The following is a 21,509-nucleotide window of genomic DNA, read 5'->3' as shown; positions in this document are numbered from 1 at the left end:
CCGTGTCCGTGCCTTCCGTACTCGTTCCTTCTGCCCCCGCACCCACCGCACCTGTCCCGGAGTTCCCGGACGCCTCCCGGCTCGACAACGCGGTATGGGCGGCCCTGGACGGGCCGCACGCCCACCTCGCCGAGCGGGCCGGCCGGGCGGCCCGCTACCCGGCGGACGTCTACGACTTCGCCGCGCTCGCCGATCCGGCCGATCCGGCCGCCTGGGACGACCTGCACACTCTCGTCGGGCCGGGGACCACCGTCCGGCTCAAGCCCGCCGACGACGTCCCCGACGGCTGGCAGGTCATGGGCCGCGGCACAGCGGTACAACTCGTCGGCACGGCCCTGCGGACCGAGCCCGCCCCCGACGCGGTGCGGCTCGGCCCCGCGGACGTGCCCGAGATCCTGGACCTGGTGGCCCGCACCCGGCCGGGGCCCTTCCTCGGCCGGACCGTCGAACTCGGCACCTACCTCGGCATCCGTCACCGGGGCAGACTCGTCGCCCTGGCCGGTGAACGCATCCGAGTCCCCGGGTGGACGGAGATCAGCGCGGTCTGCACCGACCCCGGCCACCGCGGCCGGGGCCTCGGCACCCGACTGGTCCGGGCCGTCGCCGACGGCATCCGGGAACGCGGCGACCGCCCGTTCCTGCACGCCGCGGCGGACAACACACCGGCCATCCGTCTCTACGAGGCGATCGGTTTCACGGTGCGCCGCCGCGCCACCCTCCTCCAGGTCCGCAGTCCCGGAACACCGCCCGAGGGACGGACACCGTGAGCCCTGGAGCGATACGGGACGCACCGCCATCCGGACCCGCGGCACTCCTCGGACGGCAGCCGGCGGGCGGGCCGCGCGTGACACCCGTGGCACGCGCCCCGCGCACCGTCCGTCTCTCCTCCCGGCCCCACATCGACCTCCAGCGCGTCGCCGGCGCGCTCTGTCGCCCCTGACCCGTCGCCCCGAAGCCGCCGCGGCCCCTTTGCGTACCGGGCCCGGTGATCCCGTACGGACCTTCAGGAAGGCACCCCTCGTGTCGTCGACCCCCGCTTCCCGTCTGCACCTCGCCGTCGCCCTGGACGGCACCGGCTGGCACCCCGCCTCATGGCGTGAACCCGTGGCCCGGCCGCAGGACCTGTTCACCGCCGCCTACTGGGCCGGCCTGGTCGCCGAGGCCGAGCGCGGCCTGATCGACTTCGTGACCTTCGAGGACGGTCTCGGCCCGCAGTCCTCGCACCCCTTCGACCCGGACGACCGCACCGACCAGGTCCGCGGCCGCCTGGACGCCGTCCTGACCGCCTCCCGCATCGCACCGCTGACCCGGCACATCGGGCTGGTGCCGACCGTGGTCGTCACGCACACCGAGCCGTTCCACCACTCCAAGGCCGTCGCCACCCTCGACCACATCAGCTCCGGCCGCGCCGGTGTACGCGTGCAGATCACGGCCCGGCCGAACGAGGCCGCGCACTTCGGACGCCGCACCGTTCCCCGCATCGACGGCTACGACAGCCCCGGCGCCCAGGACACGCTGGCCGACCTCTTCGACGAGGCCGCCGACTACGTGGACGTCGTCCGCCGCCTCTGGGACAGCTGGGAGGACGACGCCGAGATCCGGGACGTCGCCACCGGCCGCTTCGTCGACCGCGACAAACTGCACCACATCGGCTTCGAGGGCAGACACTTCAGCGTCAAGGGCCCGTCCATCACCCCGCGCCCGCCCCAGGGCCAGCCGGTCGTCAGCGCTCTCGCCCACGCGACGATCCCGTACCGTCTCGTCGCCCGCCAGGCCGACATCGGCTACCTCACTCCGCACGACACCGACCACGCGCGCGCCATCGTCACCGAGATCCGCGGCGAGCAGCAGGCGGCAGGCCGTGCCGCCGAACCCCTGCACCTCTTCGGCGACCTGGTGGTCTTCCTGGACGACGACCCGGCGGTCGCCGGGGCCCGCCGCGACCGCCTCGACACCCTCGCCGGGTACCCGTACCTCCCGGACGCCCCCGTCTTCACCGGCACGCCCCACGAACTCGCCGATCTTCTCCAGGAGTTGAACAGCACGGGGCTGAGCGGATTCCGGCTCCGCCCCGCCGTGCTCGGCCACGACCTGCCCCGCATCACCCAGGGGCTCGTGCCCGAACTGCAGCGCCGGGGCGCCTTCCGCCGCACCTACGAGGCGAGCACCCTGCGCGGCCTCCTGGGCCTCGAGCGCCCCGTCAGCCGCTACGCCGCCGCAGCCACCGCCTGAGCCGGAGGACCGTTTCCTCATGAGCAAGCCGATCAAGCAGATCCATCTCGCCGCCCATTTTCCCGGCGTCAACAACACCACCGTATGGAGCGACCCGGCCGCCGGCAGCCACATCGACTTCAGCTCCTTCGTCCACTTCGCGCGGACCGCCGAACGCGCCAAGTTCGACTTCCTTTTCCTCGCGGAAGGGCTGCGCCTGCGCGAACAGGGCGGAAAGATCTACGACCTCGACGTCGTCGGCCGCCCCGACACCTTCACGGTCCTCGCCGCTCTCGCCGCCGTCACCGACCGCCTCGGCCTGACCGGGACCATCAGCGCCACTTTCAACGAACCGTACGAGGTGGCCCGCCAGTTCGCCTCCCTCGACCACCTGTCCGGCGGCCGTGCGGCCTGGAACGTCGTCACCTCCTGGGACGCCTTCACCGGTGAGAACTTCCGCCGCGGCGGCTTCCTGCCCGAGGAGGAACGGTACTCCCGCGCCAAGGAGTTCCTCGCCACGACGATCGAACTCCTCGAATCCTGGCAGGGTGACGAGATCCTCGCCGACCGGGCCACCGGCACCTTCCTCGGCGACGCCCGCGCCGGAGCGTTCGCCCACCGAGGACAGCACTTCGACATCCAGGGGCGCTTCAACGTCCCCCGCTCGCCGCAGGGCCGCCCCGTCATCTTCCAGGCGGGCGACTCCGAGGAGGGCCGAGAGTTCGCCGCCGCCGGTGCCGACGCCGTCTTCAGCCGGTACGCCACCCTCGCCGAGGGTCAGGCCTTCTACGCGGACGTCAAGAACCGGCTGGCCACGTACGGCCGCGGCCACGAAGACCTGCTGATCCTCCCCGCCGCCACCTTCGTCCTCGGCGACACCGACGCCGAGGCCGCGGAACTGGCCCATGAGGTGCGCCGCAGCCAGGTCAGCGGCGCCACCGCCATCAAGCAGCTCGAATGGGTGTGGAACCGGGACCTCTCCTCGTACGACCCGGACGGCCCGCTGCCCGACGTCGACCCGTTGCCCGGCGAGAACACCGTGGCACGGGGCCGCGCCCAGGTCCGCATGTACCGCGATCCGCGGACCACCGCCCGGCAGTGGCGGGAACTCGCGGCGGCGAACAACTGGTCCATCCGCGACCTCGTCATCCACACCGGCAACCGTCAGACCTTCGTCGGCTCCCCGGACACCGTCGCCGCCACGATCGACGACTTCGTGCAGGCGGACGTGAGCGACGGCTTCATCCTCGTCCCGCACCTCACCCCGGGCGGCCTCGACGGCTTCGCCGACCGGGTGGTGCCGCTGCTTCAGGAACGGGGGGTCTTCCGCACCGAGTACGAGGGAACCACCCTGCGCGACCACCTCGGACTCACCCACCCGGGCGCCCCGCGCGCGGTGCGGGCGGACCCGCCGGCGCAGTGGCGTCCGGTGGCCGTACGGCAGGACACCGACCCCGTTCCCACCGACCACTGAGGAGCACCGCCATGTCCGTGGACGTCCCCCTCGGCGTGCTCGACCTGGTGCCGGTCTCCTCCGGCTCCACGGCACCCCAGGCCCTGCGCAACTCCATCGATCTCGCCCGGGTGGCCGAGCGCCTCGGCTACGCCCGTTACTGGTACGCCGAACACCACCTCAACCCCGGGGTGGCGGGCACCTCGCCCGCGGTCGTCCTGGCCCTGACGGCCGCCGCCACCTCCACCATCCGTCTGGGCTCCGGGGCCGTTCTCCTCGGCCACCGTACGGCGCTGTCCACGGTCGAGGAGTTCGGCCTGATCGACGCGCTGCACCCCGGCCGCCTCGACCTCGGCCTCGGCCGCTCCGGCGGCCGTCCGCCCGGTGGGAGCCGCCGAACCGGTGAGGACGGTCCGTCCGGCGGGCCGTCGTCCGCGCCGCCGGCCCACTCCCCGGTGGTCGACGGCCGCGCCCCGAACGGGCTGCTCATCCCGCCCCGCTTCTCTTTCGAACGGCTGATCGGTTCACCCCGGATCGCCCTTCAACGCGAGCTGCTCATGCTGCCGGGCGCCACGTCGCAGGAGTACGCCGCCCAGATCGACGACATCCTCGCCCTGCTCGCCGGAACCTACCGCTCGCCCGAGGGCGTCGAGGCGCACGTCGTGCCCGGCGAGGGAGCGAACCTCGAGGTGTGGATCCTGGGCAGCAGCGGCGGCGAGAGCGCCGAGGCCGCGGGCGGGCGCGGCCTGCGGTTCGCCGCGAACTACCACGTCAGCCCCGGTACCGTGCTGGAGGCCGTGGCGGGCTACCGGGCGTCGTTCCAGCCCTCGAAGATCCTCGACGCGCCGTACGTGAGCGTCTCGGCGGACGTCGTCGTCGCCGAGGACGACCGCCGTGCCCGTGAGCTCGCCACCGGCTACGCCCCCTGGGTCCGCAGCATCCGCAAGGCGGAGGGCGCCATCGCGTTCCCCACCCCCGAGGAAGCCGGGGCGCTCGACTGGACCGAGGAGGACCGGGCGCTGGTCCGGGACCGCGTCGACACACAGTTCGTGGGGTCACCGGGCAGCGTGGCCGACCGGCTGGAGCAGCTACGGGAGGCCACCGGCGCCGACGAACTGCTGATCACCACGATCACGCACGACCATCGTGACCGTGTCCGGTCGTACGAGTTGCTGGCTCAGGAGTGGCGCCGCAGATGAGACGCTCCGGCAGGTGCGGCAGGTGCGGCAGGTGCGGCAGGTGCGGCAGGTGCGGCAGGTGCGGCAGGTGCGGCAGGTGCGGCGGGTACGGGGGTGTGCGGGCTGGCCGTCAGGCGGCGTGCCTCCGTTCGCCGACGCCGTCGGGCCCGCCGCTGCCCGGCTCCGCCGCGGGGGCGGCGGGCCCGGCCTCGCCGGCCTTCGGCTCGGGCGCTGCGGAGGCGACGGCGGGTTTGCGCAGCAGGAGGAGGAGTGCCGCGTTGTCGTGCAGCCTGCCGCCCACATGCGTCAGCAGCTCCTCGTACAGGGCCGCGACGGTGCGCGTCGGATCGTCGTACGGATGCCGGGCGAACCCCTCGGCGAGCGGGCAGAACTCGCGGTCGGCGTCGCGTGCCCCGGTGACCCCGTCGGTGGAGAGCAGCAACTGGTCCCCGTCGCCGAAGGGCAGCACCTGGAGGCCGGGGGCCTCACCGGCCGCGTGCGCGCTCACCGCCTCCCACAGGCGGAAGGCTCGCTGCACGGAGGTGATGAGCGTGGGGCCCGTGCTCATGGCACCAGCGTGCGCCAGGCCCGCACCGCAGGGCAAGGTCGTTCCGGGAACCCCCGGCCCCCTCCCCGGAGGGAAGACGGCGCGTGTCAGGCGCCACGACCTGGATACGCGGTGGGTACGGCATCACCGGCCGGCATCACCGGCCTGCACCACCACTACCGCACCACGGCCGCCCGGAAGGTTCCCCGACGCCATGGACAGCTCCCCGCACGACCACGGTGACGACGGCGCGGACAGCGCCCCACCGGCCGCGTACCGCTCCGAAGTGACACTGAGCGTCAACGGAAAGCCGCACACCCTCCTGATCGACCACCGGCGCGTCCTGCTGGACCTTCTGCGGGAGGACCTGGACCTCACCGGGGCCAAGAAGGGCTGCGACCACGGCCAGTGCGGCGCCTGCACCGTCCTGGTCGACGGCCGCCGGATCAACAGCTGCCTGCAACTGGCCGTCTCGCTGGACGGCTGCGACGTGCTGACGGTGGAGGGGCTCACCGAGGGCGACCAGCTGCATCCTCTGCAACGGGCGTTCCTCGACCGGGACGCCTTCCAGTGCGGGTACTGCACGCCGGGACAGATCTGCTCGGCCGTCGGTGTCCTGGCCGAGGCCGCGGCCGGCCACCCTTCTCACGCCACCGGCCCCGCCACGCCGCCGGGGCGGCCGGTGCCCCTGGACGCCGCCGAGATCCGCGAGCGGCTCAGCGGCAATCTGTGCCGCTGCGGCGCCTATCCGCACATCGTCGAGGCCGTGCAGGACGTGGCCCCGTGAAGCCCTTCGGATACCTGCGGGCCACGACCGTTCAGGAAGCCGCCCAAGCGCTCGCCGCGCACCCGGGCGCCCGCTGTCTCGGCGGCGGCACCAACCTCGTCGACCTGATGAAACTGGGTGTGGAGCGGCCCGGCTTCCTCGTCGAGGTGAACCGCCTGCCGCTGGACACGGTCGCGGAACTGGCGGACGGATCCCTGCGCGTCGGCGCGACCGTCCGCAACAGCGACCTCGCGGCCCACCCCCTGGTCCGCGACCGGTACCCCGCACTGTCCCAGGCGCTCCTCGCGGGCGCCTCCGGCCAGCTGCGCAACGCCGCGACCACCGGCGGCAACCTGCTGCAGCGGACCCGCTGCCCCTACTTCCAGGACGTCTCCAAACCCTGCAACAAGCGGGTCCCGGGCAGCGGCTGCGGCGCCCGCGACGGCATGCACCGCGATCACGCGGTGCTCGGCCACTCCGACCACTGCATCGCCACCCACCCTTCGGACATGGCCGTCGCGCTCGCCGCCCTGGACGCCCGCGTGGAGCTGTACGGCACCGAGGGAGCCCGGAGCGTCCCGGCCGCGGAATTCCACCGGCTGCCCGGCGACCGTCCGGAGCTGGACACGGTGATCCGCCCCGGTGAACTCATCACCGGTGTGGTGCTCCCCGCCGCCACGGCCTCGCTGCCCTCGGCCTACCGGAAGGCCCGCGACCGGGCCTCGTACGCCTTCGCCCTGGCGTCCGTCGCCGCCGTCCTGCACCTGTCGGACGACGGCACCGTCGCACAGGTGGGCCTCGCCTTCGGCGCGCTGGCCCACCGGCCGTGGCGGGCGACCCGCGCCGAAGAGGCGCTGCGGGGCGGGCCAGCGACCCCGGAGGCGTTCGCCCACGCAGTCGACCTGGAACTCCGGGCGGCCCGGCCCTTGCGGGACAACGGCTACAAGGTGGGTCTCGCCCGCGGTCTCGCCCTGGACGTCCTGACCCGGCTCGCCACGCCCGTCAGGACCTGAACCGGCATGTCGAGGAGGACACCATGACCGGCACCGGTTCCCCCCTGGGTGCTCCGGCCGAGCGCCGCGAAGGGCGCCAGAAGGTCACCGGCAGCGCCCGCTACGCCGCCGAACACCCGCTGCCGGGCCGTGCCCACGCCTGGCCCGTGCCCGCCACGATCGCCCGCGGCCGGGTGACGGCCGTCGACACGGCGGCGGCCCTGGACCTGCCCGGAGTCCTGACCGTGCTCACCCACGAGGACGCGCCCCGGATCGCCGACCCCGACGACCCGACGCTGGCCGTGCTGCAGGATCCCCGGGTGCCGCACCGGGGCTGGTGCGTCGCACTCGTCGTGGCGCGCTCCCCGGAGGAGGCCCGTGCGGCCGCCGGGGCGGTCCGTGTCGAGTACGCCGTGGAGGAGCACGACGTGGCCCTGAGGGCGGACCACCCCGACGTGTACGAGCCGGAGACCGCCAACGGCGGCAATCCGGCCCGCAGGGAGCACGGCGATCCCGAGGGCGCCTTCGCCTCCGCGCCCGTCCGGGTCGACGCCGCCTACCGGGTACCGCCCCTGCACAACCACCCCATGGAACCCCACACGAGCACCGCGCACTGGCAGGGGGACCAGGACCGCCTCGTCGTCCACACCTCCAGCCAGGGGACCACCACGGTGCGCGCCACCCTCGCCGCACTCTTCGGGATGCCCGAGGACCGGATCACCGTCACCGCGGGCCACGTCGGAGGCGGCTTCGGCTCCAAGGGCACCCCCCGTCCCGACGTCGTGCTCGCCGTCATGGCCGCCCGCCGGACGGGCCGGCCCGTGACCGTCGCCCTGCCCCGCCGTCACCTGCCCGCCTCCGTCGGCCACCGGGCGCCCACCCTGCACCGGATCCGCCTGGGCGCCGGGACAGACGGCCGGCTGACCGGCCTGACCCACGACGTCGTCACCCACAGTTCCCGCATCAAGGAGTTCGTGGAGCAGGCGGCGGTTCCCGCCCGCGTGATGTACGCCGTACCCCACTCCCGTACGCTCCACCGGCTGGTGCGGCTCGACGTGCCCACCCCCTCGTGGATGCGCGCCCCCGGCGAGGCGCCGGGGATGTACGCCCTGGAGTCCGCGATGGACGAGCTGGCGGGCGAACTGGGCATGGACCCGATACAGCTGCGCCTCGTCAACGAACCGGACCGCGAACCGGACAGCGGCAAGCCGTTCAGCAGCAGGCACCTCACGGAGTGCCTGCGGGACGGCGCGCGGCGGTTCGGCTGGGCCGGGCGCGACCCGCGCCCCCGTTCGCACGCCGAGGGCCCCCTGCTCGTCGGCACGGGCGTCGCGGCAGCCACCTACCCCGTTCTCGTGGCACCGTCCACCGCCGAGGCACGCGCACTGCCGGACGGAACGTTCGTCGTACGGATCAACGCCACCGACATCGGCACGGGAGCCCGCACGGTGCTCACCCAGGTGGCGGCGGACGCCCTCAGCACACCCCTCGACCGGGTGCGGACCGAGGTCGGCGACAGCGACCTGCCCTCCGCGCCGCTGGCCGGCGGCTCCTCCGGAACCGCCTCCTGGGGCTGGTCCGTCCACGAGGCGTGCACCCGGCTGGCGGGAGCCCTCGCCGCTCGCACGGGTCCGCTGCCCGACGAGGGGATCACCGTCCACGCGGACACCACGGGCCAGGCCGACGCCGACAGCCCCTACGCGCGCCACGCCTTCGGCGCGCACTTCGCGGAGACCTCCGTGGACCGCGTCACCGGCGAGGTCCGGGTGCGCCGGCTGCTGAGTGTCTATGCCGCGGGACGGATCCTCAACGCCCGCACCGCGCGGTCCCAGTTCATCGGCGGCATGACCATGGGCCTGGGCATGGCGCTGACCGAGAGCAGCACGATGGACACCGCCTTCGGCGACTTCACCGAGTCGGACCTGGCGGCCTACCACGTGCCCGTGCACGCCGACGTGCCCCGCATCGAGGCGCACTGGATCGACGAGGAGGACGCCCACCTCAACCCCATGGGGAGCAAGGGGATCGGCGAGATCGGCATCGTCGGCACCGCGGCGGCCATCGGCAACGCCGTGCACCACGCCACCGGCATCCGCTTCCGTGACCTCCCGCTGACGCCGGACAAGGTGCTGGCCGCACTGGCGGACTGAACGGCCTCGCCGCGTCCGCCGTCAGGTGGGCGGCCCGGGACGAACGGTGAGGACCGCGATGTCGTCGTCGCTGCCGGCGGCCAGGCCGATGAGCAGCTCGTCGCAGAACACCCCGAGGGGTTCGCGGGCCATCCCGGCGGCGTGCCTGCGGAGCCGGTCCATGGCATGGTCCAGGGACTCGCCCCGGCGCTCGATGAGGCCGTCGGTGTACAGCAGCACGGTCGAGTCGGCCGGGATCGCGTCGCAGGCCTGGGGGCGGACCAGGTCGGGGGCCACGCCGAGCAACAGCCCCGCCCCGTCCTCCAGGTAGCGGGTGCGGCCGTCCGGACTGACGAGCAGCGGCGGCAGATGGCCCGCGGCGGAGTGGGCGAGCTCCCAAAGACCGTTCCCGAGTTCTTTGACCAGGCCGTAGACGCAGGTCGCGGTGGCCTCCTCGTGCAGGGTGTGGTTCGCGATGTCCAGGCGGCGCAGAACCTCCCCCGGCGGCTCCTGACGGTCCACGGCGATCCCGCGCAGCATGCTGCGCAGCTGGCTCATGGCGATGGCCGCGTCGAGGTCGTGCCCGGCGACGTCACCGATGACCAGCGCCGTGTCCCCGTTGGGCAGGACGAAGCAGTCGTACCAGTCGCCGCCGACCTCGGCCGTGGCGGAGGAGGCCGCGTAGCGGGCGGCCAGCTGGAGACCCGGGATCTCGGGCAGCGCCGGCAGGAGCGAGCGCTGGAGGCGTTCGGCGATCGTCCGCGTCTCCTGGTGGAGGCGGGCGTTGTCCACCCGAAGGGCGATCGCGCGCACCAGCTCGTCGACCAGCGGCAGGTCCTCCTCGGTGAACGGCCTTCCCCGCCCCTTCCGGGCGATCGTGAGCGCGCCGATGACCTCCCGGGGCGACCGGAGCGGGGCGACCACCGCGCTGTTCGCACCCAGTTTCCGGAACAGCTCCCCGTAGTGGGCGTCCAGCGGGCTCGCGGCCCGGCCCTGCGGCAAGGACCCGCGCAACAACAGGGGCCCCGCCCCGCGCAGCACGCGGGCGAGCGGCCCCCGGGCGGTCTCGGACAGCGGCGGAAGCCGGCCCTCGTACTCCTCGGGCCACGGCCCCTGGGGCGCACGGTGCATGACACAGACCCGCTCCACCTCGTCCTGCGTCGTGAACAGGTCCACCAGGCACCAGTCGGCCAGCCATCGGGTCAGGATCCGGCCCACCCGCCGCAGGCCCTCGTTCAGGTCCGGAAGGGTGCTCAGCGCGGCCCCCGTGTCGGCCAGCAGGGAAAGCCGTTCCAGCTCGGACGTACCGCCGGCCCGGCCCACACCCGTTCTCCGGTCCCGTCCGGGGAAGGCGGGCCAGGGGGCGCCTCCCGCCTCCCGCGTGGTCCCTGGCCGGGCCTGACCGGACGGACGGGGCGAGGGCGGCGGCGCGGATCCCCTCGGGGACAACTGGGCCACGAACACGGTACGGCCGTCGGCGGTCTCCTGGCTCTCGACGAACAGCCGGACGGGGACCAGCCCACCGTCGCGGTGCAACGCGGGGAGCGGCAGCGACCGGCCCAGGATCCGGGGCCGCCCGCTGAGCAGCAGGGACGTGAACGCCACAGTGTGGCGCCTGCGGAGATGCTCCGGGATGAGCGCGGTGAGCGGCTGCCCGACGAGCTCGTCCGCGGGCCAGCCGAGCAGGTCCGCCGCCGGTCCGTTGACCGCGATGATCCGGTTCGACTCGTCGGCGGCGATCGTCGCGACCCTGTTGGCCTGCACCTGCCCGGCGTCCCACAGCACCGGCTCCGAGGCACCGGCCCCCGGTTCCCGGGGCATCACCGTCCACGCCGTGGGGCGTTCCCCGGCGAGCTGGTCGCCGATCTGGTCGAACAGCCACTCCTGGAAGCCGTGGCCGCGCGGAAGCGCCGGTAGCGTCAGAAGACGTTCGTCACGGGCAGCCTCCTCGGCCACGTCGAGAACCGTGCGCAAGGTCTCCATCGGAGGTCCGGCGCCCGACGGCACCCACAGGGGCAGGGACCTGAACTCCGCCTCGGCGTGCTGTCGGCGCAGCGCGGCCGTCACACTCGCGCTGATCACGTCGTTCATGTCCAGGGCGACCGCGAGGTCCTCCGCCGTCACGCCGGGGACGTCCCCGGAGGCCAGGGCCAGGACGGCCTCGTTCAGCAGCGTGTGCCGGTGCTGGGTGCAGGCCAGGCAGAGCGCTTCCGGTACATCGAGGAGTGTCACGGTCTCGCCCGGTCCGAAACGGGGGGCGGCGGTCGCCCACCCGTCCGACGGAGGCGGCGCCGGCGATGCCTCGGGCCACAGCTCGAACCACACCGTCTTGACGGCGTCGCCCGTGTCGACGCCGTACCGGGACGCCAGCCGCTCGACCAGCGCCAGCCCCTGCCCCGTTCCGGTGTATGCGGAACTCCCGTACGGCACGAGCCCGCGCTCCGGCCGCCGATCGCTCACCCGCACCAGGACCCCCCCGTCACCGGCCCGGGCCGTCACCTCGATCTCGGTGCGTGCGTGCAGCACCGCATTCGTCACCAGCTCGCTGACCAGGAGCTGAGCGGTGTCCAGCGTCTCCGGTGCGGCCTCGTCGAGCGTGGCCCGCACGAACCGCCGAGCCTCCGCCACGCTCTTCGGCTCCGGAGGGAACCGCCGTGACGGCGCCCCGGGGGCATCGAGTTCGCCCATGGATTCAGTCTGCCCCACGGCCCCCGCCGTCGCGTGTACGCTCATCCGCCCGCCGCGCGGCGGGCCCGCCGTCAGGCCCGCCGTTCCGGCAGGGCGCTTCGGTCGAGGGTGATCCGCGCGGCGACCGGCAGATGGTCGCTGCCGGTGGCGGACAGGGTGCGGATGTGGCGGACGGCGGCCGAGCGGGCCATCACCTGGTCGATGCGGGTCAGGGGGAGCCCGGCGGGGAAACTGAGGGCGAAGCCGCGTTCCGCCACGTTCATCCGGGAGGTCAGCGGGGCCAGGCCGCGGTCGTCGACGGTGCCGTTGAGGTCGCCCAGCAGGATCACCGTCTCCAGTTCCTCGGCGGAGAGGGCCCGCCCCAGCAGCCGGGCGCTCTCGTCCCGGTGGGCCGAGGCGAGGCCACCCGGCCCGACCCGGATCGAGGGCAGGTGCGCGACGTACACCGCGATGTCCCCGTGCGGGCTGCTGACCACGGCCCGCAGCCCGCGGCTCCACGGCTCCGTGATCCCCCGGGGCTTGATGTCCAGCAGCCGGGCATCGGTGAGCGGATGCCTCGACCAGAGACCGACGGTGCCCCGGACCTCGTGGTACGGGTAGCGCGGGGCGAGTGTCCGCCGGTAGACCGGTAGCGCCGCCGGCACCAGTTCCTCCAGCGCGATGAGGTCGGGGCCGGCGTCGGCCAGGGTGCGGGCGGTACCCGCCGGGTCGGTGTTCTCGTCACTGACGTTGTGCTGCACCACCACCAGATCCCGCGCCTCGGCCCGCGGTTCGGGCAGGAACAGCCCGCCGAAGAGATACGTCCAGGCGGTCACCGGCAGCAGCAGGGCCAGCAGCGCGGTCGCCGAACGCCGCAGCAGCGCCGCCGCGAACAGCACGACGACCACCAGTCCCAGCCAGGGCAGGAACGACTCCAGCAGACTGCCCGCCCGGCCCACGGAGTTGGGCACCGCACGGTGGAACACCAGCAGCCCCGCCGTCAGCGCCGCGGCCGCCGCGATCACCCGCCCCCGGGTCCGGAGCGACCCACCGCGCGCGCCCCACCGTCCACCGCCCACCCGTTCCTCCCCGCCGTCCCGCCGTCCCGCCGCCCCGCCCACATGATCCCTCTCTCCAGGACGCGCTCCCGCGTGACGCGGTTTCCGTACCTGGGTCGCCTTCAGGTTCCCCAGTCACCAGAAAGTGCGTTCTTCCAGGTCAGCGGCCACTCTCTTACGGTTTCCGAGTAACCACAGGTGACCACGACCGCCCGGGCCGTCACCGGTCCGGCGTCGGCGAGCCCGCGGGCTCACCGCACAAGGAGGCAGGCAGTAGGGCCATCACCCTGGTCGACCCCGAGGGACTTCCGGAGATCGACGCCTGCCGGCAGGTGGCGATCGCGTCCGGTTCCCGGATGGTCTTCATCGCCGGGCAGGTCGCATGGGACGCCGCCGGCGTCACGGTCGGCGCGGGCGACCTCGCCGCCCAGGTCGAGCAGTGCTGCCTCGACGTCGCCACCGGCCCGGCCGCGGCGGGCGCCACCTTCGCCGACGCCGCGAAACCGACGGCCTGCGTCGTCGACCGGACCCCCGACAAGATGGCGCAGTTCATGGAGGGCGCCACCCGTGCGGCTCGGAAGCCGGGGACCGTTCCGGCGGCTCCGGCCACGCTGGTGGGCGTACAGGCCCTGGGCATCCCCGACCACCTGGTCGAGATCGAGGCCGTCGCGGTGCTCGACTGAGGCCGTCACGGTCTTCGGACGAGGCCCAGGACGACGGGAACAGTGACGGCCCCCGGAAGCCGGCGCGGTCCAGGGGCCGGTGACACCGGGGAGAGCGTGATCAGCGGTTCGTGCGCATATGGTGCACTTCGCTGGCGACCGCCGCCATCAGTTCGGGATCCAGGACCGACGCGTCGGCGAGCCGGGTCGAGGCGGTCAGGGAGTTCAGCAGCGTCTTGGTGACCCGCACCGCGGGCAACGAGCGCCGCAGGAGCGGTCTGGCCCACTCGTCGACCGCGGCGTCGAGCGATTCCTCGGGCACGACCCGCTGCAGGACCGACAGGCCGAGGGCCTCCTGGGCGGCGAGAGGGCGCCCGGTGAGGATGATTTCGCGCACGGACGCGGCACCGACCTCACTGACCAGCCGCGGCAGCAGGCCGCCCCACGCCGTGGGCAGACCGAGGGCGAGTTCGGGCAGTCGGAAGGTCGCGGTGTCGGCGCCCACCCGCAGGTCGCAGGCGAGGGCGAGGGCGAAGCCGGCCCCGATGGCCCTGCCCTGGACGCGTGCGATGGTGACGGCGGGGTGGGACGTCAATGCGTCGCACACCCGCCGGCCCTTGACGCCGGAAACGCGGATGCCCTTGCCTGTGGCGTCCTGGGCGAGGTGCTCGGCGAACTCCTCGCGGTCCCCGCCGAGGCAGAAGTCCTGGCCGGCGCCGGTCAGCACCAGGACGCGTACCGAGGGGTCCTGGTCGTCGAGCACGGAGAGCAGGTCGTCCAGCATGGCCTCGCTGACGACGTTGCCCTGCTCGGGAACGTTCAACTCGATGGTGAGCACAGGGCCCTGCCGGCGGGTGCGCAGGGTCTTCAGTATCCGGTCGTCGGGATCGTCGGGGTCGCCGGACAGGAGCGGGGTCTTCATACGGTCACTTTCAGGGAGGTGATGCGGCGGAAGACGACACGGGAGGTGTCGTACGAAGGGGGAGCGGAGGGTCGCAAGGTGGGGAACCGTTCCAGCAGTTGGGCGAGGAGTTCACGTGCCTCGAGCCGGGCGAGGCCCGCTCCCAGGCAGTAGTGCGCGCCGCCGCCGAAGGCGAGGTGTCCGCCGCCGCGCCGGATGTCGAAGACACCGGGGCTCGGATTGCGGCGGGGGTCATGGGCGGCGGCACCGTACAGGACGTGGACGGTGGTGTCCTTCGCCATGGGCACCCCCGCGAGGACGGTGTCGTCGGCGGCGATACGGGAGTTGACGAAAATGGGCGGGTCGTAGCGGAGTGTTTCCTCGATCGCGTCGTCGATGTGCTCCGGATGCCGGCGCAGCCAATCGGCGCGCGAGGGGTCCCGGGTCAGCAGCCAGGCGATGTTGGCCAGCAGGACCGAGGTGGTTTCCAGGGAGGCGATGGTGATGAACATCGTCAGGTCGTAGATGACGCGGTCCGCGGCGGCCCGGTCGTCCGGATACTGGGAGTCCCAGTAGTGGATCAATCCGGTGAGGGCGTCGTGGCCGGGGTTCGCGCGCCGGTGCCGGATCAGCCCGGTGAAATAGGCCCGCATCTCCAGGGTGGCCTGTGCGGATATCGCGAGCTCGCTCTTGGCGGGCAGCAACTCCTGTGCGTAGACCTGCCGGTGGGTGAAGTCGAGGATCCGCGCATGGTCCTCGGGGTCGATGCCGATCCACCGGCCGACGGTGTGGATGGGCAACTGCTCGGCGACGAGGGAGACGAAGTCGGCCTCGCCGTCGGCCCGCAGCCGGTCCTCGAGTCCGTCGAGGAGACCGGAGACGAGAGCGGCGACCCCCGGGCGCATGTCCTCGATCGACGAGCGGTCGAAGGGATTGCCCAGGGATCGCCGCTGGCAGGTGTGGGCGGGGGCGTTGAGCCGGATGAGTGTTCTGGTCATCTCGCGGGTGGCCGGGGCCTCCCAGCGCTCCTGGTCGGGCCGGCGCTCCTGCCAGGCGAAGTCGGGGACGAGCCAGTTCCTGCCGCGCAGGACCTGGCTGCAGGCTTTGAATCCGGTGACGAAATAGCCGCCCCAGGGGGCGCGCACCACGTCCCCCATGGAGCGCAGTTCCTCCCAGACGGGAAGGGGGTTGGTCTGGCCTTCGTCGGAACGCAGTCGACGGAGGAGGGAGATGACGGCTCGGCGGTCGGTGGACGAGGTGCCGGGAATCGTGCTGATCCCACCTATGTCGCCAACGGCGGTCACGCGAGGCTCCTTTGGCTGGGTGCTTCCGGGTTCAGCCGGAACCTACCCTTCCACCCTCCTCCGTCATGCGCCTCAGAGTGTTGCTCCTGTCACATGCGGTGCATCAGACACGGAAGACATCGAGGAAACTGCTCCAGAATCCCCTCTTCCGTCCTGGTTCCCGCCGCATCGGGACGGACGGCGCCACGGCCATGGGCTGCTCCGCATCGGGCACCGAGGCACGGCTCTGCAGAGCCGCCGCCATGCGCGTGGCCGGTGACGGGCTGAAGGTCGCGGGCAGCGTCACCAGGGCCCGGTGGAACGGCCCCGGCCGCCACTGCAGTTCCTCCCGGGGCACGGCCAGCGTCAGGTCGGGCAGCGCGTTGAGCAGCCGCTCGATCGCGGTGGTCGCGATCACGGTCGCCGGGTCCTTGGCGGGGCAGGCGTGCGGTCCCGCCCCCCACGCCAGATGCGCGCCCTTGCTGTGGGCGCGGCGGGCCTCGACGAGCGCGGGGTCGCTGTTGGCACCCGCGAAGGAGATGACCACCGGGGTGTTCGCCTCCACGACATGGCCGCCCAGGTCGACGTCCTGGACCGGGTAGTGGGTCGCGTAGTTGGCGATCGGGGTCTCGTTCCACAGCACGTGGTCGAGGGCCTCCTCGATCATCATGCCGCTCTGCCGGCCGCCCGCGCCGGACAGCATCAGCAGCAGGGCGTTGCCGATGAGGTTGCGCTCGGGTTCCACCCCGGCGCCCATCAGCATCACCAGCTGGTCCTTGAGCTCCTCGTCGGTCAGCCCGGCCGGGTGCTGGATCAGCCACGAGGTGACGTCGTCGCCCGGCTGGCGCCGCTTGAGGGCGATCAGCTCCATGAGGCAGGCGGTGAGGTCCTCGTTGGCGCGCAGGGCGTCCTTGCCGTCGAAGATCGCCGACATCGAGGTGGTGAGGGTGTCACCGATGTCCGCGGGGCAGCCGAACAGCTTGTTGAACAGCAGCAGCGGCAGCAGCTTGGCGTAGTCGTTGAGCAGGTCGGCCCGGCCCCGCTCGCTGAACTGGTCGAGCAGGTAGTCGGCGATCGGCTCCACGTCGCGGCGGACCCGGGTGATGTTGAGCCTGGCCAGGCTGTCGGTGACCGCCTTGCGCAGCCGCAGGTGCACCGCACCGTCGGTGAACAGGCAGTTCGGCCGGTACGCCATCATCGGCAGCACTGGGTTGTCCATCCCGATGCGCCCCTCGTTCAGGTCCTTCCAGCGGCGGGAGTCGCGGGCGAAGAGCTCGGTGTTCTGCAGGACGCGCAGCGCCATTTCGTGCCCCACGACCAGTGTGGCGTCCGCGCCCGGGGCGAGCTCGACCGGGCCGGCCGGAGCGTGGGCCCGCAACCGGTCGTAGAGCGCCTGCGGATCGGCGGCGAACGAGGCGTCGTGCATGGGGCATCTACTGCCCGCGGGCGCAGATGTCTGCTGAAGATCCATGAAGTCTTCCTTGATGAACCGGGAGCGTCAGCTCCCGGACGGGGTGGGCGCGGGGCGGTCAGGCCGCGCGCTCGAGCAGATGCCGGACCAGTGCGATCAGCGCCTTGGCGGAGGACCGCTGGTCGCGGGCGTCGCAGTAGACGACGGGGGTGTCCGGGAGCAGGTCGAGCGCCTCACGCACCTCCGCCTCGCTGTAGGTGGCGGACGGGTCGAAGGTGTTGACGGCGATGGCGTACTCCAGGCCATACCCCTCGACGAGGTCGATGACCGGGAACGTCTCCTCCAGCCGCGCGGGATCGACCAGCAGCAGTGCTCCCAGCGCGCCGCGGGCCATGTCCTCCCACAGCTGCATGAAGCGCTGCTGCCCCGGCGTGCCGAAGAGGTACAGCACCAGGTCTTCGCTCAGGGTGAGACGACCGAAGTCCAGGGCGACCGTGGTGGTGGTCTTGCCCGTCACGCCCCGCAGGTCGTCGACGTGCACCGAGGCCTGGGTCATCTTCTCCTCGGTACGCAGCGGAGTGATCTCCGACAGCGACCCGATGAGTGTCGTCTTGCCCACGGCGAAATGCCCGACGACGAGGATCTTGGCGGCGTTGGTCACCGCGCTGGAGACGTAGATGGAGCCCTGGGCCGTCTCAGCTGATGAGGGATTGGAGTCCATGCAGAACCTTCTCGAGGGTCGCTCTGTCAACGTTCTGGGCCCGGGGCGGCTCGGCGCGGTGGAGCAGGTGCCCCTGTTCGGACAGGTCGGTCAGCAGCAGGCGGGCCACCCCGACCGGCAGCCCGAGGTGGCCGGCCACCTCGGCCACCGACAGGTAGCCCCCCGCGCACAGGTCCCAGATCGCCGTCACTTCGGGCCCGGCCCCGAGCGGAGGAGTCCGCTCGGGAGCCAGCGTGACGAGGGTGTGCAATGCAAGATCGTCCGAGGACGGCAGGCTCCGGCCACCGGTGATGACGTAGGAGCGGACGAAGTCGCTGGAGACGGATTCCTCCTCGCCGGGAGCCGTCATGAGCCGCCACCGGTGGCCGAGCGTGGTGCGACGCTCATCGCCTTGCTGAGCGCCACCACCGTCTTCTGCATCCGGAAGGACACGGCTTCCATGTCGACGTCGGGAGCCGCCGAGACGGCCAGGTAGGCGCCCTGGCCGGCGGCGCTCAGGAAGATCCAGCCGCCGTCGTACTCCATCAGCGTCTGCTTCCAGACGCCGTTGCCCGAGCCGACGAAACCGGAGACCGCGCGGCTGAGGGACTGCATGGAACTCATGGCCGCGGCGTTCGTCTCCGCGTCGTCGCGCGAGATGTCGTCCGAACGCTGCAGCAGCAGGCCGTCGCCCGAGACGAGGACGGCGTGACGGGCACCGCGCACCTCGAGCACGTCGTTCAGCACCCACGACAGGTCGGTGTTCACCGCTGATCAGGTCCTTCCATGGTGTTCGTGATCCGGCCGAGCTGGGTGCCGCGGGCGAACGCGCCGAGGCGCGACGCGGTCACCTCGCTGGCCTGCTCGGGCGTGGGCTCGTCGGCAGGGGCCGTGGCGTCCGGCGAGGGCACCACCGAGATGGGGCCCTGCCGCCGGCGGCGCTTGGGAAGTCCGCCGTTGGTCCTGCCCACCACATGGGAGGGGCCCACCGGCACGGGAGCGAGCCGCTGCGGGGCGGCCTCCTCGGAGGATTCCTGGACGGGCTCGGCGGGTGCGGGCGCCTCGGCGGCAAGGAGACTTTCCGGTACACGGATCACTGCACGCACTCCGCCGTAGGGGGACACCGAGCCCACGGAGACGGCGAAGCCGTACCGCGTCGCGAGCATGCCGCACACCGCGAACCCGAACCGGGGCGGATCGCCCAGGCTCGTGATGTCGACCGCGCCTTCGGGGGACAGCAGCGCCGCCGCCCGGTCCTTGGTCTCCTGGTCCATGCCCAGCCCGGCATCGTCGACGATGAAGCACACACCCGTCGGAACGGCCTGGATGTTGACCTCGACCGGCGTGCCCGGAGCGCTGTAGGTGGTCGCGTTGTCCAGCAGCTCGGCCAGCACGACGGCCACCGGTTCGACGGCCTTGGTGGAGACGGAGACGCTGACCTGGGCGTGGATGCCGACCCGGTTGAAGTCCTTGATCCGCCCCTGGGCGCTGCGCGCCACGTCGTACACGGTCGCCGCGCCGTCACGCCGGCCCAGCCATCCGCCGCACAGTACGGAGATGCCCTTGGCCCGGCGGCTGAACTGGCTGCCGGTGTGGTCCACCGACATCAGGTCGGCGAGGACCTCGGTGTCGTTGCCGTACTTCTTCAGCAGCTCGTCGAGCAGCAGTTGCTGCTCCTCGGCGAGGGACTGCAGCGTTCCCATCGCCGACTTCAGCACGGCCTTGGTCGACGACTCGGCATCCGCGCGGACGTCGGCGAGGTCGCCCTGGTGCCGCGCGTTCAGCGCGGCGATGTGCCCCTGCTGCTGGGCGAGCTGTCCCTGGGTCTGCCCCAGGCTTGCTTCCAGGTCCTTCCTCGTTCTGCGGAGAGCCAGATTGGTTCTCCGCGCCCTCACCACTGCGAACACCGCAGCGATGAGCACTACCAGCAAGATCCACAACAGTGGATCCCGGATCAATGACGTCATGAGACTCTCTTCAAGTCGCATCGCGCCGGGAGTGCGGAAGGTCCACCGATCCGTACGGGGCGACCCGGCCGTCGAACGGCTCGGGTCCACAGGTGGACCACACCTCACTCCTTGGCGATGGGGCCTTAGAGACTGTCCCCCGTACGCGTTCATGACGCGCCGTCAGTCTGCTGAAAGTCCGATGATCTTATCAGTTACATATGCGCAAAACGTATGCAGCATGCGTCACTCAGTGACCCTCACCAGACCCTCACACGCGTGCCTTCCGCAGGTCACCGGCACGGAACGAGCGCTGCCGGATCCGGAGGAAACCGGGCCGAAACCAGCAGGGAACCCTGGCGGAACTCCGGGTGGAACCGCGGGCGGAACCGGGTTGACACCCTCCCGGTTCCGCCCGCGGTTCCACCCCGCCGAAGGGTCGTCAGGGGGTAGCGATCAGAACGCGTCGAACCGTACGCGGTCACTGTCCCGGTCGGAGAGGAACGACGCAAGGGCGCTCCCCTCCTCGGCGACGGCGGCCCGGTCGGCCCGGGAGAAGCGGCGCAGTGGGGTGACCGCCACGGCACTGTCCTCGAACTCCCAGGTCGCGGCGGCCCGCCCGTCGACCAGCACCACCCGGGCGCCGGTGACCGACAGACCGCGGTGCGCGTCGTCGACGATGCGCCCCCGGTCGTGGTAGCCGAGGACCGCGTTGTCGAACGCGGGCAGAAACCGCACCGGCGCCGGCGTCGCGGCGTCGGGGCGCGGCAGGCCGGGCAGGTCCAGCAGTTCCCGGCCCCGCTCGTCGCGAAACGACACCAGTTCCCCGCGCATCGCGGCGACCGCGGCCGGCAGCCCGGCCAGGCCGGACCATGCGCGCAGATCGGCCGTGGCCGCGGGGCCGTACGCCGTCAGATAGCGCCGTACCAGCGTCCGGCCCACCGGGTCCGAGCCGTCCGCGGGGAGCGGGTCGACGTCACGGCCCAGCCACGAGGTGACCAGGGCGTTGCGCACCCCGCCCTTCGTCCGCCACAACCCGCGCGGCGGCGACTGCACCACCGGGATCAGAGCGGCGAGCAGCATCTCTCCCAGCGCGCGCGACCCCGGCTCCGGCCAGCGCCCGGCGAGCTCCCGCGCCAGGGAGCCCATCGAACGCGGCTCTCCGTCGGACATCAACTCCTCACCCGCCGCCTTGAGCTCACCGAGATCGATCCCGGCCAGCTCGCGGCGGTAGACGCCGAGGACCCGCTGGCGCAGCATGGCGTCGTGCCGGGCCCGCCAGGCCAGCAGGTCATCGGCCGTGACGAGATGTACCGTCCGGCGCATCAGATGGGCCCGCACCACCCGCCGTCCCGTCAGCAGCCCCGACAGCTCCGACGCCTCGAACCCCCGCAGCCGCGACCAGAGCCCGACGAACGGCTCCTGCGGTTCCTGCGCCTGCAGACCCCCGAGATGGGCCACGGCGTCGAGCGCCGGCAGGTCGGCGCGGTCGAGCAACAACTGCCGGGCGAGCGTCGCACGGTTGAGTGCCCGGACGTCCAGCACGGTCACTGGACGACCCCGCAGCACGCCGGCACCTGATGCGTCACGATGACACCGCTCCTT

At 72.5% G+C, this 21,509-nt stretch carries 19 protein-coding genes and 1 pseudogene; 9 read left to right on the top strand and 11 right to left on the bottom strand.

The window, feature by feature from the left end; translation table 11 throughout:
- Positions 1-8: 8 nt before the first annotated feature.
- The 5 genes from OHB56_RS03195 to OHB56_RS03175 all read left to right on the top strand — a co-directional run bounded on the left by OHB56_RS03195 (position 9) and on the right by OHB56_RS03175 (position 4,863).
- Entirely contained in the window at positions 9-767 is a 759-nt protein-coding gene (locus OHB56_RS03195) for a GNAT family N-acetyltransferase (protein ID WP_406358900.1), read from the top strand.
- Positions 764-940, top strand: a complete 177-nt coding sequence (locus tag OHB56_RS03190; protein ID WP_406351510.1) for a putative leader peptide — start codon at positions 764-766, stop codon at positions 938-940. The genes OHB56_RS03195 and OHB56_RS03190 overlap by 4 nt, the downstream gene beginning before the upstream one ends.
- A gap of 80 nt (positions 941-1,020) precedes the next feature.
- The gene (locus OHB56_RS03185; RefSeq protein ID WP_406351508.1) at positions 1,021-2,232 is read left to right on the top strand and encodes an LLM class flavin-dependent oxidoreductase; all 1,212 of its coding nucleotides are present in this window, start codon (positions 1,021-1,023) and stop codon (positions 2,230-2,232) included.
- Positions 2,233-2,251: 19 nt separating this feature from the next.
- Entirely contained in the window at positions 2,252-3,685 is a 1,434-nt protein-coding gene (locus tag OHB56_RS03180; protein ID WP_406351507.1) for an NtaA/DmoA family FMN-dependent monooxygenase, read from the top strand.
- An 11-nt stretch (positions 3,686-3,696) separates the two neighbouring features.
- A complete protein-coding gene (locus OHB56_RS03175) occupies positions 3,697-4,863 on the top strand; it encodes an LLM class flavin-dependent oxidoreductase (protein ID WP_406351505.1) in 1,167 nt (388 codons plus the stop codon).
- Positions 4,864-4,972: 109 nt separating this feature from the next.
- Here the strand turns inward: OHB56_RS03175 and OHB56_RS03170 are convergent.
- Positions 4,973-5,332, bottom strand: a pseudogene (locus tag OHB56_RS03170) (SpoIIE family protein phosphatase); the annotation flags it as partial.
- 271 nt (positions 5,333-5,603) lie between these two features.
- On the opposite strand from OHB56_RS03170, the gene OHB56_RS03165 reads away from it, so the two are divergent.
- Genes OHB56_RS03165 through OHB56_RS03155 form a run of 3 tightly spaced genes read left to right on the top strand, consistent with a single transcriptional unit; the run spans position 5,604 to position 9,297 of the window.
- The gene (locus OHB56_RS03165) at positions 5,604-6,176 is read left to right on the top strand and encodes a 2Fe-2S iron-sulfur cluster-binding protein (RefSeq protein WP_326756627.1); all 573 of its coding nucleotides are present in this window, start codon (positions 5,604-5,606) and stop codon (positions 6,174-6,176) included.
- Complete coding sequence (locus OHB56_RS03160; RefSeq protein WP_406351503.1) at positions 6,173-7,168, top strand: FAD binding domain-containing protein; 996 nt, start codon at positions 6,173-6,175, stop codon at positions 7,166-7,168. Before OHB56_RS03165 ends, OHB56_RS03160 begins: the two co-directional genes overlap by 4 nt.
- Positions 7,169-7,191: 23 nt before the next feature.
- Positions 7,192-9,297, top strand: a complete 2,106-nt coding sequence (locus OHB56_RS03155; RefSeq protein ID WP_406351501.1) for a xanthine dehydrogenase family protein molybdopterin-binding subunit — start codon at positions 7,192-7,194, stop codon at positions 9,295-9,297.
- 21 nt (positions 9,298-9,318) lie between these two features.
- Here OHB56_RS03155 and OHB56_RS03150 read toward each other — a convergent pair whose 3' ends face one another.
- Together OHB56_RS03150 and OHB56_RS03145 are read right to left on the bottom strand one after the other, a co-directional pair.
- Positions 9,319-11,964: a SpoIIE family protein phosphatase gene (locus tag OHB56_RS03150; protein ID WP_406351500.1), complete on the bottom strand. Its 2,646-nt coding sequence runs from the start codon at positions 11,962-11,964 to the stop codon at positions 9,319-9,321.
- Positions 11,965-12,035: 71 nt separating this feature from the next.
- Entirely contained in the window at positions 12,036-13,022 is a 987-nt protein-coding gene (locus tag OHB56_RS03145; RefSeq protein WP_406351498.1) for an endonuclease/exonuclease/phosphatase family protein, read from the bottom strand.
- Between the two features lie 260 nt (positions 13,023-13,282).
- On the opposite strand from OHB56_RS03145, the gene OHB56_RS03140 reads away from it, so the two are divergent.
- Positions 13,283-13,684, top strand: coding sequence for a RidA family protein (locus OHB56_RS03140; protein ID WP_406358898.1), 402 nt, complete (start codon positions 13,283-13,285; stop codon positions 13,682-13,684).
- Between the two features lie 100 nt (positions 13,685-13,784).
- Here the strand turns inward: OHB56_RS03140 and OHB56_RS03135 are convergent, their stop codons facing one another.
- The 8 genes from OHB56_RS03135 to OHB56_RS03100 all read right to left on the bottom strand — a co-directional run bounded on the left by OHB56_RS03135 (position 13,785) and on the right by OHB56_RS03100 (position 21,455).
- On the bottom strand, positions 13,785-14,585 hold the full coding sequence (locus OHB56_RS03135; RefSeq protein ID WP_406351496.1) for an enoyl-CoA hydratase/isomerase family protein: 801 nt from the start codon (positions 14,583-14,585) through the stop codon (positions 13,785-13,787).
- Entirely contained in the window at positions 14,582-15,868 is a 1,287-nt protein-coding gene (locus tag OHB56_RS03130; protein ID WP_326756633.1) for a cytochrome P450, read from the bottom strand. The genes OHB56_RS03135 and OHB56_RS03130 overlap by 4 nt, the downstream gene beginning before the upstream one ends.
- Positions 15,869-15,971: 103 nt before the next feature.
- A complete protein-coding gene (locus tag OHB56_RS03125) occupies positions 15,972-17,273 on the bottom strand; it encodes a cytochrome P450 (RefSeq protein WP_406351495.1) in 1,302 nt (433 codons plus the stop codon).
- Positions 17,274-17,376: 103 nt separating this feature from the next.
- Positions 17,377-17,979 carry an ATP/GTP-binding protein gene (locus OHB56_RS03120; RefSeq protein ID WP_326756635.1) on the bottom strand — a complete coding sequence of 201 codons (603 nt, stop codon included), beginning with the start codon at positions 17,977-17,979 and terminating at the stop codon, positions 17,377-17,379.
- The gene (locus tag OHB56_RS03115) at positions 17,954-18,328 is read right to left on the bottom strand and encodes a DUF742 domain-containing protein (protein ID WP_326756636.1); all 375 of its coding nucleotides are present in this window, start codon (positions 18,326-18,328) and stop codon (positions 17,954-17,956) included. The genes OHB56_RS03120 and OHB56_RS03115 overlap by 26 nt, the downstream gene beginning before the upstream one ends.
- A complete protein-coding gene (locus OHB56_RS03110; protein ID WP_055593230.1) occupies positions 18,325-18,726 on the bottom strand; it encodes a roadblock/LC7 domain-containing protein in 402 nt (133 codons plus the stop codon). Before OHB56_RS03110 ends, OHB56_RS03115 begins: the two co-directional genes overlap by 4 nt.
- Positions 18,723-19,925 (bottom strand): ATP-binding protein, encoded by a 1,203-nt coding sequence (locus OHB56_RS03105; RefSeq protein WP_406351493.1) that lies wholly within the window; start codon positions 19,923-19,925, stop codon positions 18,723-18,725. Before OHB56_RS03105 ends, OHB56_RS03110 begins: the two co-directional genes overlap by 4 nt.
- Before the next feature lie 435 nt (positions 19,926-20,360).
- On the bottom strand, positions 20,361-21,455 hold the full coding sequence (locus OHB56_RS03100) for a winged helix DNA-binding domain-containing protein (protein WP_406351492.1): 1,095 nt from the start codon (positions 21,453-21,455) through the stop codon (positions 20,361-20,363).
- Positions 21,456-21,509 lie beyond the last annotated feature (54 nt).

It is taken from the genome of Streptomyces sp. NBC_01635 (assembly GCF_045209715.1).
Lineage (GTDB): Bacteria > Actinomycetota > Actinomycetes > Streptomycetales > Streptomycetaceae > Streptomyces > Streptomyces hirsutus.
The sequence above is the reverse complement of the archived record's forward strand: the minus strand, read 5'-3'. Positions and strand labels throughout refer to the sequence as shown.